This is a genomic window from Gordonia westfalica (genome assembly GCF_900105725.1).
Classification (GTDB): Bacteria; Actinomycetota; Actinomycetes; order Mycobacteriales; family Mycobacteriaceae; genus Gordonia; species Gordonia westfalica.
The window spans coordinates 3,608,460-3,625,199 of sequence record NZ_FNLM01000034.1; the positions used below are offsets into that span (position 1 = coordinate 3,608,460).

Sequence of the window (16,740 nt, forward strand, 5' to 3'; positions counted from 1 at the left end):
CGGCGCCGCGCGGGGAGACACCCCCGCGCATGTACACCGTCTCGGGGCAGGACTGGGATTCCATCGTCTCCGACGTCCGCACCCGCGCCGAACAGCAGCCGGGCGACGAGCGCATCGTCGTCAACATGGGACCCCAGCACCCGTCCACCCACGGGGTGCTGCGCCTCATCCTGGAGATCGAGGGCGAGACGGTCACCGAGGCACGCTGCGGAATCGGCTACCTGCACACCGGGATCGAAAAGAACCTCGAATACCGGAACTGGATGCAGGGTGTCACCTTCGTGACCCGGATGGACTACCTGTCACCGTTCTTCAACGAGACCGCGTACTGCCTGGGTGTCGAGAAGCTCCTCGGGATCACCGACGACATCCCGGAGCGTGCCACCGTCATCCGCGTCATGCTGATGGAACTGAACCGCATCAGCAGCCACCTCGTGGCATTGGCCACCGGCGGGATGGAACTCGGCGCCGTCACCGCCATGTTCCTCGGGTTCCGGGAGCGCGAACTGATCCTCGACCTCTTCGAACTGATCACCGGGTTGCGCATGAACCATGCCTACATCCGGCCGGGCGGGGTGGCACAGGACCTGCCTTCCGACGGGGCCGAGCAGGTCGCAAAGGTCATCGCGGAGCTACCGGGGCGGCTCGACGAGCTCGGAGATCTGCTGAACGACAACTACATCTGGAAGGCCCGCACCCAGAGCGTCGGATACCTCGATCTGACCGGCTGCATGGCACTCGGCATCACCGGCCCGGTGCTGCGGTCGACGGGTTATCCGCATGACCTGCGAAAGTCGCAGCCGTACTGCGGTTATGAGAACTACGACTTCGACGTCATCACCACCGACACCTGCGACTCCTACGGCCGCTATCTGATCCGCGTCAAGGAGATGCGGGAGTCGCTCCGCATCGTCGAACAGTGCCTCGAGAGGCTGCGGCCCGGACCGGTCATGGTCGCGGACCGCAAGCTGGCCTGGCCGGCGGATCTCGCGCTCGGCCCCGACGGCCTCGGCAACTCCCCCGAACACATCGCCCGGATCATGGGGTCCTCGATGGAGGCGCTGATCCATCATTTCAAGCTCGTGACCGAGGGCATGCGGGTGCCGGCCGGGCAGTGTTACGTCGCGGTCGAGTCCCCGCGTGGCGAGCTCGGCGTCCACATCGTCAGCGATGGGGGCACCCGACCGTATCGCGTCCACTTCCGCGATCCGTCGTTCACGAATCTGCAAGCGGTGGCGGCGATGTGCGAAGGCGGCATGGTCGCCGACGTGATCACCGCCGTGGCCAGTATCGACCCGGTGATGGGAGGCGTGGACCGATGACCGATCCCGTATTCGTGGACCTGTCCACTTCTCCGCCCGCCGAAGACGCGGCGCCCGCACAGTGCGCGCCGTCGCCGACCATCACCTTCGGCGGACCGTCGGCGTACCCGGCCGACGTCGCCGACCGCCTCGCCGAGCAGGCGGTGCCGATCATCGCACGCTATCCCCAGGCGCGGTCCGCGCTTCTTCCGCTGCTCCACCTGGTGCAGTCCGAGGACGGCTACATCACCCGGGCCGGCGTCGAATTCTGTGCGGGGCAACTCGATCTGACCGCCGCCCAGGTCGCCTCGGTCGCGACCTTCTACTCGATGTACCGTCGGTCGCCGACCGGCGAATACCTCGTCGGGGTGTGCACCAACACGCTGTGCGCGACCCTCGGCGGCGATGACATCCTCCGCGCGGTCTGCGACCACCTCGGCGTACGGCCCGGGGACACCACCTCCGACCAGCGCATCACGGTCGAGCACGTCGAATGCAATGCGGCCTGCGATTTCGCGCCCGTGGTGATGGTGAACTGGGAGTTCTTCGACAACCAGACACCGGAGTCGACGATCGAACTCATCGAGGACCTCCGCGCCGGCGTCACCGTCGAACCCGCCCGCGGCACCGGGAGTGTGTGTTCCTTCCGCCATACCGAACTCGAACTCGCCGGTGTAGCGACCACAACGCCACCACCGCCGGTTGAGCCGGCACCGAGCGCAGCGAAGCCACCCCCGCCGGTTGAGCCGGCACCGAGCGCAGCGAAGCCGTCCCCGCCGGTTGAGCCGGCACCGAGCGCAGCGAAGCCACCCCCGCCGGTTGAGCCGGCACCGAGCGCAGCGAAGCCACCCCCGCCGGTTGAGCCGGCACCGAGCGCAGCGAGGAGCCGCGTCGAAACCCCCGAACCACCCGAACCCGATCCGCCGGAAACCCCGGTGCTGTCCCGCCACTGGGACGAACCCGAGTCCTGGTCCCTCACGAATTACCTGCGCCACAACGGTTACCGCGGCCTGCGCGCCGCACTGGACACCCCGCCCGACGACGTCATCGAGATGGTCAAGGCCTCCGGCCTCCGGGGCCGCGGTGGTGCGGGATTCCCGGTCGGGATGAAGTGGTCGTTCATCCCCCAGGAGAAGTCCCCCGATGCCGAGCCGTCGGTTCCCCACTACCTCGTGGTCAACGCCGACGAATCCGAGCCCGGCACCTGCAAGGACATTCCCCTCATGCTCGCGACGCCGCACACCCTGATCGAGGGCGTCGTCATCGCGGCATATGCGATCCGCGCGCACCATGCGTTCATCTACGTCCGCGGGGAGGTCGCATCCGTTCTTCGCCGTCTGCGCACCGCGGTCGACGAGGCTTACGCCGCAGGCTATCTCGGTACCGACATCCTGGGATCTGGCTTCGACCTCGAACTCGTGGTACACGCCGGTGCGGGCGCCTACATCTGCGGCGAGGAGACGGCGCTGCTCGACTCGCTCGAGGGTCGTCGCGGACAGCCACGCCTCCGCCCCCCGTTTCCGGCGGTCGCCGGCCTGTACGCCAGTCCGACCGTGGTCAACAACGTCGAATCAATTGCGAGCGTGCCATCCATCCTCCGGAACGGGGTCGACTGGTTCCGTTCGATGGGCACCGAGAAGTCGCCCGGATTCACCCTGTACTCGCTGTCCGGTCATGTCACACACCCAGGCCAGTACGAGGCCCCGCTGGGCATCACCCTGCGCCGACTCCTCGAACGGGCCGGCGGCGTCCGAGCCGGCCACGAACTGAAGTTCTGGACGCCCGGCGGATCCTCGACGCCGCTGCTGACGCCGGAGCACCTCGACGTCCCACTGGATTACGAGGGTGTCGGTGCCGCGGGATCGATGCTGGGTACCAAGGCCCTCCAGATCTTCGACGAGACGACGTGCGTCGTCGGCGCGGTGCTGCGCTGGACCGAGTTCTACGCACACGAATCGTGTGGAAAGTGCACGCCGTGCCGGGAGGGCACGTACTGGCTGGTCCAACTGCTTCACCGGCTGGAACACGAGGGCGGCACCGCCGCCGACCTCGACACCCTTGCCGACGTCACCAACAGCGTCGTCGGGAAGTCATTCTGTGCACTCGGCGATGGTGCGGGCAGCCCGATCGTGTCCTCGCTGCAGTACTTCCGCGATGAGTACCTGGCTCACCTCGATCACGGTTGCCCGTTCGACCACTCGCTGTCGACTGTCCTGGGTTCCGATCCGACGGGAGGCGTCCGATGACCCTCACCCACGGCGGCGATCCGACGACCGAGGCCGACAACCTCGTCGGCATCACCATCGACGGTCACGAACTACGGGTTCCCAAGGGCACCCTGCTGATCCGTGCCGCCGAGCAGGTCGGCATCACCATCCCGCGCTTCTGCGATCACCCGCTGCTCGACCCGGTCGGCGCCTGCCGCCAGTGTCTCGTCGAGGTGGAGGGTCAACGAAAGCCCCTCGCGTCGTGCACGACAACGGCCACCGACGGGATGATCGTCCGGACGCAGCTCAGTTCCGAGATCGCCGCGGATGCCCAGCGCGGGGTGATGGAGTTGCTGCTCATCAACCATCCCCTCGACTGCCCGGTGTGCGACAAGGGCGGGGAGTGCCCGCTGCAGAACCAGGCCATGTCGGCCGGTCGTAGCGAATCCCGGTTCGACGGCGCCAAACGCACGTTCACCAAGCCGGTACCGTTGTCCTCCGAGGTCCTGCTCGACCGGGAGCGGTGCGTGCTGTGCGCCCGGTGCACACGTTTCTCCACGCAGGTCGCCGGCGACCCGCTCATCGAGTTCGCGGATCGCGGTGCGTTGCAACAGGTCAGCATCTACGCCGACGAGCCCTTCGACTCGTACTTCTCCGGCAACACCGTTCAGGTCTGCCCGGTCGGCGCTCTCACCGGCGCCCAGTACCGTTTCCGTGCACGACCTTTCGATCTGGTCTCGACTCCGAGCGTGTGCGAGCACTGCGCGAGCGGTTGCGCCCAGCGCACCGATCATCGGCGCGGCAAGGTGCTCCGACGACTCGCCGGCGACGACCCCGAGGTCAACTCCGAGTGGAACTGCGACAAGGGGCGGTGGGCGTTCGCCTATTCGATCGCGGCAGACCGTCTCACCACCCCGCTGGTCCGTGACCGGCACGGCGAGCTGCGCGAGACCTCGTGGGCCGATGCCATCCGGGTTGCCGCCGAAGGTCTCTCGACGACCATCGGCAACGTCGGCGTACTGGCAGGCGGACGACTCACCGTCGAAGACGCCTACGCCTACTCACGTTTCGCCCGTACTGTGCTGAAGTCCGATGACATCGACTTCCGTGCACGCGTACACAGCACCGAAGAGGCGTCCTTCCTCGCCGCTCGGGTGGCCGGCCGCGGTCTCGACACCACTTATGCCGACCTGTCCGCGGCACCGGCGGTACTTCTCGTCGACTTCGAACCCGAAGAGGAGTCACCGATCGTCTTCCTCCGGCTCAGACGGGCGGTGCGGACGAGCCGTCAGCGCGTGGCGACGCTGGCTCCCTACGCAAGTCGCGGCGCCCAGAAGCTCGACGCACGACTGTTCCCCACCGTGCCCGGCGCCGAGGCGGACGTCCTCGCATCCGACGAGGTCGCGGACCATCTGCGCGAGCCGGGGTCGGTGATCGTCGTCGGCGAGCGACTCGCCGCCGCACCTGGCGGGCTGCAGGCGGCAGTGGATCTCGCCGACCGCACCGGCGCACGCCTCGCCTGGATTCCCCGACGAGCCGGCGAGCGCGGCGCGCTCGAGGTCGGCGCGATGGCCGGACTGCTCCCGGGCGGTCGATCGATCACGGACAGCGCTGCACGCGAATCGGTTTCGGCGGTCTGGGGAACCGGCATCCCGACACGGCCCGGCCGCGACACCACCGGCATCCTCGACGCGGCCCGCTACCACGGCCTGTCGCTGGTCGTCGCCGGCGTCGACCTCGACGATCTCCCCGATCCCGCGGCCGCGCACGAAGCGCTCGCCGCCGCGCCGTTCGTCGTGAGCCTCGAGCAACGGCGTTCGACGGTGACCCCGCACGCCGATGTGGTGTTCCCGGTCGCGACGGTGGCGGAGAAGGAGGGCGCCTTCGTCGACTGGGAGGGCCGTCCGCGCAGCTTCACCGCGGCGCTCACCGAGTCGGGGCAACTCCCCGACCATCGGGTCCTGGACGCCGTCGGCCGGCGTCTCGGCGTCGAACTGCGCTGCGACGGACCGCAGACGATCCACCTGGACCTGCGCCGTATCGGAGCGTGGTCGGGTGAGCGTCCGGCCGTCGTCGCCCACGAACGCCCGCGACGCGCCGCGGCGTCCGGTCAGGCGGTGCTGGCGACCTGGCACATGCTGCTCGACCTGGGGCGCCTGCAAGACGGCGAACCACACCTCGCCGGGACCGCACGACCTCCGGTTGCGCGCCTGTCACCGACGACCGCCGCCGAAGCCGGTGTCGCGGTCGGTGGACGGGTCCGGATCAGCACCGCCGACGGGGAGATCGCGCTGCCCATCGAGTACGCCGACATGCCCGATCGGGTGGTGTGGGTCCCGCTCAACTCCGCCGGGTCGCGCGTCCACGCGGACCTCCGGGCGCAGGCGGGCGATCTGGTCGCCTTGTCACCGGCCTCGGCCGCCGATGTCGCCGGGGGCGTGAAATGACCACCGTCGCCGGAGGTGTCCGATGAACACCCTGGCCATCGACTACCCCGATCTCGCCGACTTCGGCCACGACCCCATCTGGCTCATCATCGTCAAGGCCGTCGCGGTCTTCGCGTTCCTCGTCGTCAACCCACTGGTCGCGATCCTGCTCGAGCGCAAGATCATGGCGCGCATGCAGACCCGGATCGGACCCAACCGCGTCGGTCCCCGCGGAATCCTCCAGAGCCTCGCCGACGGCGTGAAACTCGCGCTGAAGGAGGGCATCATCCCGACCGGCGTCGACAAGGTGATCTACCTCCTCGCGCCGATCATCGCCGTCGTGCCGGCGGTGATGGCGTTCGCGGTGATCCCGTTCGGTCCCATGGTGTCGGTGTTCGGCCACGAAACCCCGTTGCAGCTCACCGATCTGCCCGTCGGGGTGCTGTACGTCCTCGCCGTGACGTCGGTCGGCGTGTACGGCATCGTGCTGGCCGGATGGTCGTCGGGTTCGACCTATCCCCTCCTCGGCGGGCTCCGGTCCACCGCTCAGGTGATCTCCTACGAGATCGCGATGGGCCTCACCTTCGCGGCGGTGTTCCTCGACGCCGGGACGATGTCGACCTCCGGAATCGTTGCGGCGCAGGAGCATCACTGGTACTTCCTGCTGTTGCTCCCGTCCTTCGTGATCTACGCGATCTCGATGGTCGGCGAGACCAACCGTGCCCCGTTCGACCTGCCCGAGGCCGAGGGCGAGCTGGTCGGCGGCTTCCACACCGAGTACTCGTCGCTGAAGTTCGCCATGTTCATGCTGGCCGAGTACATCAACATGGTGACGGTCTCGGCGCTCGCCACCACGATGTTCCTCGGTGGCTGGCAGGCCCCGTGGCCGCTGAGCGCCTTCGACTGGGCGAACTCCGGCTGGTGGCCCGTCCTCTGGTTCACCATCAAGGTCTGGGCGTTCCTGTTCGTGTTCATCTGGCTCCGAACCAGCCTGCCGCGGTTGCGTTACGACCAGTTCATGAACCTCGGCTGGAAGGTGCTCATCCCGGTCTCACTCACCTGGGTGATGGTCGTGGCGATCATCCGTGCCTCCATCGGCGGTGACAACGCCGAACTCGTCCGGGCTCTCGTCTCGGCGGGCGCCGGTCTCGCGGTGACCGCGCTCATCGGTTACGCGATCTGGCGGATGATGCGTGTGCCGCACGTACCGGAGACCGCCGAACCCGAGCGGCCCGCCGACTTCGACCCGATGGCCGGGGGGTTCCCGGTTCCACCCATGCCCTCGACGGATTCGAGATCGCAGCCGGTCCGCACCGATCCCGATCCGCCCCTTCCCGCCGATCAGACGCCGAGCAGGGAGACCACCGATGCCTGATTTCCTCAAGCCAGTCAGTGGATTACGTGTCACCTTCGGTGGCATGTTCCAGCCGAGCATCACCGAGCAGTATCCCGAGGAGAAACGGCCGACCGCGCCTCGCTATCACGGCCGGCACCAACTCAATCGGCATCCCGACGGACTGGAGAAATGCATCGGGTGCGAGCTGTGTGCGTGGGCCTGCCCCGCCGACGCCATCTACGTCGAGGGCGCCGACAACACCCCGGACGAGCGGTATTCGCCCGGCGAGCGCTACGGCCGCGTCTATCAGATCAACTATCTGCGCTGCATCGGCTGTGGACTCTGCATCGAGGCGTGCCCGACCCGTGCACTGACGATGACCAACGACTACGAGCTCGCCGACGACAACCGCGCCGACCTCATCTACGAGAAGGACCGCCTACTGGCGCCGTTGGAAGCCGGTGTCCAGCCACCACCGCATGCGATGGCGCCGGGATCCACCGAGGAGAACTACTACCGCGGTGAGGTCACCTCCGACGGCCGGGTGACGCCGCTCCCGACACCGACGGTTCGCGAGGGCGCGCGGGAGCCGCGACCGTGACGCCCGGACCGATGGCCGCGCTTCTCGCCGAGGAGGCGGTCCGCACGTCGACCGGTGAAGCCGTGCAGTTCTGGGTCCTCGGCGTCGTCGCCGTGGTCGGTGCGCTCGGCGTCGTGTTCGCCACCAAGGCCGTGTACTCGGCCATCTTCCTGGCCACCACGATGATCGTGCTCGCGGTGTTCTACGTCGCGCAGGGCGCACTGTTCCTCGGCGTCGTGCAGGTGGTCGTCTACACCGGCGCCGTGATGATGCTGTTCCTGTTCGTGCTCATGCTCATCGGTGTCGACTCGTCGGACTCGCTGAAAGAGACGCTGCGGGGACAACGCGTCTCCGCGACGATCATCGGGCTCGGGTTCGGCGTGCTCCTCATCGCCGGCATCGGCAACGCCACCATCGCGGTCACCACGGGCGCGACCGCTCCCGGCGCACTGGCCACCGACAGCAATTACGGCATCGAGGCCATCGCCGAACTGATCTTCGTCCGGTACCTGTGGGCTTTCGAGCTCACCGGCGCCCTGCTGATCGCCGCAACCCTCGGCGCCATGGTCCTCGCCCATCGGGAGCGGTTCGGTCCGCGCCTGACCCAGAAAGAGCTGTCGCAGGCCCGGTTCCGCACCGGTGTCAACATCACCCCGCTCCCGAGTCCCGGTGTCTACGCCCGGCACAACGCGGTCGACGTCCCGGCCCGCCTCCCCGACGGCAGCCCCTCCGACCTCTCGGTGAACGCCATCCTGGCCGCGCGCACGCTGCGCCTGAAGAACTCGGAAAGTCAGGAGAATTCAGGGGGCCAGAAGGGTTCCGGGGACGCGACTCCCGGGGGGCCCGCATGAACCCGGAGAACTACCTCTACCTGTCGGCACTCCTGTTCACCATCGGTGCTGCCGGAGTCCTTCTGCGACGCAACGCGATCGTCGTCTTCATGTGCATCGAGCTGATGCTCAACGCCGCGAATCTGGCCTTCGTCACGTTCGCCCGGCTGAACCAGTCCTTCGACGGCCAGGTGATCGCGTTCTTCACGATGGTCGTCGCCGCGGCCGAAGTGGTCGTCGGCCTCGCCATCATCATGACCATCTTCCGATCGCGCCGCTCGGCGTCGGTCGACGACGCGGATCTGCTGAAGCGGTAGAGGAGGATTGGTGAACGCCGAACTGACCGCGTCACTGCTCTGGTTGGTCCCCGCGCTCCCGCTCGCCGGTGCGGTGGTCCTTCTCCTCGGCGGTCGGAGCACCGATCGCTGGGGCCATCTACTCGGCACTGCGGTGGCGATCGCGTCGTTCGTGGTCGGGCTCGTGATGTTCGCCGGGATGGTGTCCCGCCCGGCCGACGACCGCGGCGTCACCGACACCCTGTTCAGCTGGGTGCCGGTCGGAGAACTGCAGGTGGACTTCGGTTTCCGCCTGGATCAGCTGTCGATGTGCTTCGTCCTGTTGATCACCGGTGTCGGGTCGCTGATCCACGTTTACTCCATCGGCTACATGGCCGACGATCCCGACCGCCGGCGATTCTTCGGCTACCTCAACCTGTTTCTGGCGGCGATGCTCGTCCTCGTCCTCGCCGACAACTATCTCGGCCTGTACCTGGGCTGGGAGGGCGTGGGCCTCGCGTCCTATCTGCTGATCGGCTTCTGGCAGTACAAGCCGTCCGCCGCGACCGCCGCGAAGAAGGCCTTCGTGGTCAACCGGGTCGGCGACATCGGACTCGCCATCGCACTGATGATCATGTTCGCCACCTTCGGGTCGGTGGCATTCACCGCGGTCTTCGACGGTGCGCCCCAGGCAGGCGAAGGCATTCTCACCGCACTGGGTTTCATGCTCCTGCTCGCCGCCTGCGGCAAGTCGGCACAGGTGCCGCTGCAGTCGTGGCTCGGCGACGCCATGGAAGGCCCCACCCCGGTGTCCGCGCTGATCCACGCGGCGACCATGGTGACCGCCGGGGTGTACCTGATCGTGCGGTCGGGCCCCATCTTCGACCTCGCCCCCACCGCGCAGGTCGGGGTCGTGGTCGTCGGCGCGGTGACGCTGCTGTTCGGGGCGATCATCGGCTGCGCGAAGGACGACATCAAGAAGGCGCTCGCGGCGTCGACCATGAGCCAGATCGGCTACATGGTCCTCGCGGCCGGCCTGGGCCCGGCAGGTTACGCGTTCGCCATCCTGCACCTGCTCACGCACGGATTCTTCAAGGCCGGCCTGTTCCTCGGTGCGGGATCGGTGATGCACGGGGTGGACGACGAGACCGACATGCGACGCTACGGCGGGTTGCGCAAGCTGATGCCGATCACCTTCGTCACGTTCGGGGTCGGCTATCTCGCGATCATCGGCGTCCCCCCGTTCGCGGGCTTCTACTCCAAGGACCACATCATCGAGGCGGCGTTCGGGGCCGGTGGTGCGAAGGGTCTGGTCCTCGGTGGTGCAGCGCTTCTCGGCGCGGGGATCACCGCGTTCTACATGACCCGCGTGATGCTGCTGACGTTCTTCGGTGAGAAGCGCTGGCACGACGGGACAGACGCTCCGGCGCCGCATCCGCATGAGTCGCCGAGGGTCATGACCGGACCGATGGTCCTCATCGCGCTCGGGTCGGTCGCCTCCGGCGGACTACTGGCGATCGGCGGGTCGCTGGAGCACTGGCTGGAACCGGTCGTCGGCGAGCACACGACCCATCACCTCATCCCGGTCTGGGCGATGACCGCGATCATCCTCGTCGTGGTGGCCGTCGGCGTCGCGATCGCCTACCGGCAGTACGCGACCAGGCCGGTGCCGGTAGTCGCGCCCGAGGACGTGTCGGTGCTGACCGTCGCAGCGCGACGCGACCTGTACGGCGACGCGATCAACGAAGAACTCCTCATGCGACCCGGCCAACGGATCACCGCCGGGTTCGTCGCGGTGGAGTCCGACGGCGTCGACGGTCTGACGAGCGGGATCGGCGAGACCGTGACCCGCACGTCGCGTCGAATACGCGGTTGGCAGAACGGCTATGTGCGGTCCTACGCACTGTCGATGTTCGCCGGGACCACCCTGATCGTCGCACTCGTGATGGCGGTGAACGTGCTGTGAACATCCCCTGGTTGACGATCCTCTGGCTCGCGCCCGCTGTTGGTGCGGCACTCGTCCTCGCGATCCCCGCGAGCCGTCCCGCAGTGGCGCGATGGTTCGCCTTCGCGATCACCATCGGTGTTCTCGTCCTGGCCGTCGGTCTCGCGATCGGCTTCGAGCCCGCCGGCGAGCGATACCAGTTCACCGAGGACGTGAGCTGGATTCCCGCACTCGGCACCCGATATGCGTTGGGGCTGGACGGGATCGGGCTGGTCCTCATCCTGCTGACCGCGGCACTCCTGCCCTTGCTCCTGCTCGCCGGCTGGAACGACGCCGATCCCGCCGGGTCGCTGGATCATTCGGGCGGACGGGCGCAGAAGGGCCCGCACATCTACCTCGCACTGTTCCTCGCGACCGAGGCGATGGTGCTGATGAGTTTCGTGGCCCTGGACATCCTGCTCTTCTACATCTTCTTCGAGGCCATGCTCATCCCGATGTACTTCCTCATCGGCGGCTTCGGCACCGGACCCAACCGCTCCGGCGCGGCGGTGAAGTTCCTGCTGTACAACCTGTTCGGCGGCCTGCTTCTGCTCGCGGCCGTGATCGGCCTGTATGTGGTGTCCGCACAGAACGGTGTCGGGGCCGATGGCGGCGGGACCTTCGCGCTGGGCGACATCGTGGCCGCGGTGTCGAGTGGACAGATCGATGACACCACCGGCCTGGCGAAACTGCTGTTCCTCGGTTTCATGTTCGCGTTCGCGGTGAAAGCCCCACTGTGGCCACTGCATTCGTGGCTTCCCGACGCCGCGGTCGCCGCCACCCCCACGTCGGCGGTGCTGATGATGGCCGTCATCGACAAGGTCGGGACCTTCGCGATGCTGCGGTTCTGCCTGCAACTGTTCCCCGATGCGAGTCAGTACTTCGCGCCGCTGGTCTGCGGGCTCGCGGTCGTGAGCATCGTCTACGGCGCCATCCTGGCCATCGTGCAGACCGACGTGATGCGCCTGATCGCCTACACGTCCATCTCCCACTTCGGTTTCATCATCCTCGGCATCTTCGCGTTGACCGACCAGGGGCAGACCGGGTCGACGCTGTACATGGTCAACCACGGACTCTCCACGGCCGCACTGTTCCTCATCGCCGGGTTCCTGGTGTCGCGGCGCGGCAGTCGTCTGATCGCGGACTACGGCGGTGTCCAGAAGGTCGCACCGGTACTCGCCGGCACCTTCCTCATCGCGGGTCTGGCGACCCTGTCGCTCCCCGGGCTGGCCCCGTTCATCAGCGAGTTCCTGGTCCTCATCGGCACATTCACGCGCTATCCGGCGGCCGCCGTCCTCGCTTGTTCCGCACTGGTGCTCTCCGCCGTCTACATCCTGTGGACCTATCAGCGGATGATGGGCGGGCCGACGAAACCCGACGACGAGCGATCGTCGCCGATACGCGACCTGGCCGGCCGCGAACTGGCCGTCGTCGTACCACTCCTCGCTCTGCTCATCGCCCTGGGCGTGTATCCCAAACCGATGATCGATCTGATCGATCCGGCGGTCCAGAGCACCCTCACCACCGTCGGGGTCACCGATCCCGAACCCGCGGTGGCCGACCCGCTTCCGGTTCCCCCCACGATCCTGACGGCGCCACCACCGATGCGGAGGCCCACCGATGAGCACGTCTCTCGTTGCACTGGGTTCGACGCCGCTCGCCGCGATCGAGACGCCGAGCGTCGAGTTCGCGGCCCTGTCCCCCATGCTGATCGTGTTCGGTGCCGGGGTGATCGGGGTGCTGGTCGAGGCCTTCGCTCCCCGAAGGCTCAGATACACACTGCAACTGGGTCTCTCACTGGGCGGGCTCGTCGTCGCCCTCGCCGCGCTGGCCACGGTGACGGTGGCACAGACGGAGGACGGAGCCAACGGACAGTTCGCGATGTCGGGCGCCGTCGTCCTGGACCGGCCGACGCTGTATCTGCAGGGACTTCTGCTGATCATCGCGATCATCGCGGTCGGGTTCATGGCCGAACGACGACTCGAACGGGTCGTCGCACCGGTCACCATGCGCACGCTCGCAGGAGGCGGCGCAGGTGAGGAGCATTCCGGCAGAACAGGTCTCAACGGCAGTCGAGGTGTCGATGCGGACATGTTCACCCCGTCGGGCGCGTCGGTGCCCAACACCGACGCCGAGTTCGAGGCCACACGCGCGGGCGCGGTGACGACCGAGGTGTTCCCGCTGGCATTGCTGGCGGTCGGCGGCATGATGCTGTTCCCGGCGTGCGGTGATCTGCTCACCATGTTCATCGCGCTGGAGGTCTTCTCGCTGCCGCTCTACCTGCTGTGCGGGCTGGCGCGGCGTCGTCGGCTGATCTCGCAGGAGGCGTCGCTGAAGTACTTTCTGCTCGGCGCCTTCTCGTCGGCGTTCTTCCTGTTCGGCGCGGCATTCGTCTACGGCGCGACGGGATCGCTGAACCTGTCGACGATCGGAGCGTCGCTCACCGATGTGGCCGGCGCCGGCGGCGACACGACGCTGGCGCTGATCGGGTTGGCGATGCTCGCCGTCGGCCTGTTGTTCAAGGTCGGGGCGGTGCCGTTCCATGCGTGGATACCCGACGTGTACCAGGGCGCCCCGACGCCGGTCACCGCGTTCATGGCATCGGCGACCAAGGTCGCCGCATTCGGCGCGCTACTGCGCGTCCTCTACGTGGGTTTCGGCGCGCTGCGCGATCAGTGGGAGCCGGCTCTGTGGGCGGTGGCGATTGCGTCGATGGTCATCGCGTCGGTGATGGCCGTGACCCAGAACGACATCAAACGGATGCTCGCCTACTCCTCGATCGCGCATGCCGGTTTCATCCTCCTCGGCATGATCGCCTTCGACGACGCGGGACTCGGCGCCACCCTCTTCTATCTGGCGGCCTACGCGTTCACGACTCTCGGCGCCTTCGCGACGGTGGCGGTGATCCGCGAACCCGACTGTGACACGACAACTTCGGACACGACAACTTCGGACACGACAACTTCGGACACCAGCACGTCGGCGCGAACAGCCGCGATCCACGGCACCGCCGCGACGGTCCGCAACCCACACCTGTCCGGGCGCGAGGCCACCGACCTCACCCAGTGGTCGGGCCTCGGCCGCCGATACCCGTTGGTGGGCGCCATGTTCGCGGTCTACCTGCTGTCCTTCGCCGGCATCCCGCTGACGAGCGGTTTCATCGCCAAGTTCGACGTCTTCGCCGCGGTCGCCGGAAGCGGCGGCGGCATCCTGGTGGTGATCGGCGTGACCAGCAGCGCGATCGCCGCCTACGTCTACATCCGCATCATCGTCGCCATGTTCTTCGACGACGTCCCCACCCGCGACGCACCGCACGTCGTGAAGCCCAGCATCCTGACCACCACAGGCATCGCGATCTGCACCCTGGCGACCGTCGTGCTGGGCATCTTCCCGCAACCCCTGCTCGACCTCGCCGACGCTGCCGCGACGTTCCTCCGCTGACCCGCACACCAGTCGGTGTCGCCCCGCGCCTCCGGCTGCGCAACTTATCCACAGCGAGTCGCAGTGGCTCCGACTCCACTGCGGCCGCCTACTAGACTCCGGGCTTGGATCTGTAGTGACCAGTCGACTTCGGGGAAGTGTGAGCGACAACGTATCGGTTGATCTCGTCGAGTTGAGGTATGGAGGCCACCGACTAGGTGGTTGGCACGTCGAGTCATCGGGCACATTCGACGGAGGTTTTCGGCAGTTGGCCGAGGCCGCCGAAACCGGCTGGGTGGGAGCCTCAGCCAAAGCGCTCGCCGAGAAGCTTGAGACCCTGCAAGCTTCTGCTCAGTCCGTGACGGCCCGACTCGGCCAGCATGGGGCGGGGGTTCATCTCGGCCGCCAACACCTATGAGGCACAAGACGCGGAAGCCGCCGCAGTGCTGAACCCTCGAGGAGCCGTCTCGCCTCGCATCCATGACGAAGGCGACGGGCACCGCCCATTGAACCTGTGATCTCCATATCCGATATCGACCGCTGGAACGTCGCAGACATCGAGGCTGTCTTCAGCGTCTGCGCAGACCAGGCCGATCACTGCAGCACCCAGTCTGCCAACCTCAAGAATCTCGACACATTCTCTACGTGGGACGGAGATTCTGCCGCCGCGGCCAAGCGATCAGTAGGACGCACGCGAGTCGATTTCGACGTCCATGGTAACCAGGTCTCGGCTATCGCCAATGCGGCTCGCGCAGCGGCACAGAAGATCGAGGCCATCAAAGAAGCGCTTGCAAAGATTCGTGCCGATGCATTCCTGGATCACTTTGCCATCGACGACGGCGGAACCGTCAGATCGATTCTCCAGACAGTTATCTGGCTCTTCCTGATTCAGAGTGCGTGTAGGCGTTCTGCCAGGCCGCCGGAGTGGATGAGTGACCGCAAGATGTAGTGGTTGAGGTTGCGGAAGCCGAGCGCGATCCCGCGCAGGTGTTCCAAGCGTCCGTTGATCGCTTCGACCGGGCCGTTGGAGGCACCGGTGTCGAAGTACGCCAGGATCTCTTTGCGTCGGGCCCACAACGAACGGCCGAGTTGGGCAAGTTCGGCGAGTTCTTTCGGCACGCCGGTGTGGATGCGTTTGAGCAGCTTGTACATCGCGATCTTCCCGTCACGCTTGTGCGGTTGGCCGTAGGCGTCAATCAGGTCTTGATAGACGGCGTAGGTGACCGCGACCGCCAGATGTTCCTCACGCGCTTCGAGGCCGTTGGTGATGCGGGTCTTCTGCTTGTCGGTCAACAAGCCGATTCGGGTGAGCAGAGGGCGGCGGATGCCGTAGAGCGGGTCCCCGGTGCGGCCGCGGTGTCCGCACGTATCCTGTTGCACGCGTTGACGACACACCGTGAGCTTGTCTGCGGCCAAGTGCACCACATGAAACGGATCCATCACCGCACGCGCCTTGTCCAGGGTTTCAGCGGTCGCGGTGCGATACCCGGCGAACCCGTCCATGGTGACGACCTTGATCCGGTCACGAAATGCAGGATCGCGCGCGGTCAGCCAATCCTTCAACGCGGCTTTGGAGCGGCCGGCGACCATGTCCAGCAAGCGTGCCGGGCCGGTACCATCGACGATCGGTGTCAGGTCGACGAGCACGGTCACGAAACTCGAATCCCCCTTGCCGCGAACGTGTTTCCACTTGTGCTCATCGACCCCAAGGACCCGCACACCGTCCAGGCGGGCCGGTGCGGACGCCAGCATGCGGGCCTCCTCGAGTGCGAGCGTGTTGACGGTGTTCCAACCCAACCCGACCGCCGCGGCGACCGCCTTGACCGACATCTTGTCGACGATCATCGCCCGCAGAATCCACGTGGTGGTGCGGCGGGTGACGTGGGCCCGTGGCGCCACGATGGTCGAGATGTCGGCACGAAAGATCGTGGTGGCACAGTCCGGGTTCTCGCACAGGTGGCGCGGCACCGCGATATGCAGCCGAGTCGGATGCCCCACGATCGGCAGATCAGCGACCTCACGATCGATGTGGTCACGCAGCCGACCCGGCTGTCCGCATCCGGGACATGTGTTCTTCGGTTCCAGGACCTGGCAGAACACGTGGGTGCGGTCCTCGCCGTCGAGGGCGGCACCGGTGATCGTCACCCCGAGCTCGATGGTGCGGCAGATGGTGTCGGCAATAGCGCTACGCTGCAACGTGGGTCCTGTTGGTGTCCGGGTGGGTGTGTGAGAGCTTTCATCCTCACACCACAGGACCCGCCTATATCTCCAGGCTCACCGCCCACACCCCGCGATCTTGCTCACCCCTACATCTTGTGGTCGCAAGAACCTGTTCCACGCACCGTCAATCAGGAAGAGCCGGTTTGTTCGATTGAGTAACG

The 16,740-nt window shown here is 66.8% G+C and carries 11 protein-coding genes and 1 pseudogene; 11 read left to right on the top strand and 1 reads right to left on the bottom strand.

Annotation, left to right across the window (positions count from 1 at the left end; all coding sequences use genetic code 11):
- The first annotated feature begins 29 nt into the window (after window positions 1-29).
- The 11 genes and pseudogenes from nuoD to BLU62_RS22140 all read left to right on the top strand — a co-directional run bounded on the left by nuoD (window position 30) and on the right by BLU62_RS22140 (window position 15,308).
- Complete coding sequence (gene nuoD / locus BLU62_RS22090; protein ID WP_084811930.1) at window positions 30-1,322, top strand: NADH dehydrogenase (quinone) subunit D; 1,293 nt, start codon at window positions 30-32, stop codon at window positions 1,320-1,322.
- On the top strand, window positions 1,319-3,547 hold the full coding sequence (gene nuoF, locus BLU62_RS22095; protein ID WP_074852085.1) for an NADH-quinone oxidoreductase subunit NuoF: 2,229 nt from the start codon (window positions 1,319-1,321) through the stop codon (window positions 3,545-3,547). The genes nuoD and nuoF overlap by 4 nt, the downstream gene beginning before the upstream one ends.
- Window positions 3,544-5,955 carry an NADH-quinone oxidoreductase subunit G gene (locus tag BLU62_RS22100; protein ID WP_074852086.1) on the top strand — a complete coding sequence of 804 codons (2,412 nt, stop codon included), beginning with the start codon at window positions 3,544-3,546 and terminating at the stop codon, window positions 5,953-5,955. The genes nuoF and BLU62_RS22100 overlap by 4 nt, the downstream gene beginning before the upstream one ends.
- 22 nt (window positions 5,956-5,977) lie before the next feature.
- Complete coding sequence (gene nuoH / locus BLU62_RS22105) at window positions 5,978-7,309, top strand: NADH-quinone oxidoreductase subunit NuoH (protein WP_074852087.1); 1,332 nt, start codon at window positions 5,978-5,980, stop codon at window positions 7,307-7,309.
- Window positions 7,302-7,871, top strand: coding sequence for an NADH-quinone oxidoreductase subunit NuoI (nuoI, locus tag BLU62_RS22110; protein ID WP_074852088.1), 570 nt, complete (start codon window positions 7,302-7,304; stop codon window positions 7,869-7,871). The genes nuoH and nuoI overlap by 8 nt, the downstream gene beginning before the upstream one ends.
- Window positions 7,872-7,882: 11 nt before the next feature.
- Window positions 7,883-8,701, top strand: coding sequence for an NADH-quinone oxidoreductase subunit J (locus tag BLU62_RS22115; protein WP_074853124.1), 819 nt, complete (start codon window positions 7,883-7,885; stop codon window positions 8,699-8,701).
- Window positions 8,698-8,997 carry an NADH-quinone oxidoreductase subunit NuoK gene (gene nuoK, locus BLU62_RS22120; protein WP_074852089.1) on the top strand — a complete coding sequence of 100 codons (300 nt, stop codon included), beginning with the start codon at window positions 8,698-8,700 and terminating at the stop codon, window positions 8,995-8,997. Before BLU62_RS22115 ends, nuoK begins: the two co-directional genes overlap by 4 nt.
- Window positions 8,998-9,007: 10 nt before the next feature.
- Entirely contained in the window at window positions 9,008-10,921 is a 1,914-nt protein-coding gene (gene nuoL, locus BLU62_RS22125) for an NADH-quinone oxidoreductase subunit L (RefSeq protein WP_074852090.1), read from the top strand.
- Window positions 10,918-12,563: pseudogene (locus BLU62_RS22130) on the top strand (NADH-quinone oxidoreductase subunit M). Before nuoL ends, BLU62_RS22130 begins: the two are co-directional and overlap by 4 nt.
- A complete protein-coding gene (gene nuoN / locus BLU62_RS22135) occupies window positions 12,560-14,380 on the top strand; it encodes an NADH-quinone oxidoreductase subunit NuoN (protein ID WP_074852091.1) in 1,821 nt (606 codons plus the stop codon). Before BLU62_RS22130 ends, nuoN begins: the two are co-directional and overlap by 4 nt.
- A 493-nt stretch (window positions 14,381-14,873) precedes the next feature.
- Window positions 14,874-15,308 carry a hypothetical protein gene (locus BLU62_RS22140; RefSeq protein WP_208863656.1) on the top strand — a complete coding sequence of 145 codons (435 nt, stop codon included), beginning with the start codon at window positions 14,874-14,876 and terminating at the stop codon, window positions 15,306-15,308.
- Here BLU62_RS22140 and BLU62_RS22145 read toward each other — a convergent pair.
- Window positions 15,248-16,555, bottom strand: coding sequence for an ISL3 family transposase (locus BLU62_RS22145; RefSeq protein WP_074852092.1), 1,308 nt, complete (start codon window positions 16,553-16,555; stop codon window positions 15,248-15,250). The two genes, BLU62_RS22140 and BLU62_RS22145, sit on opposite strands and share 61 nt — an antisense overlap.
- Window positions 16,556-16,740 lie beyond the last annotated feature (185 nt).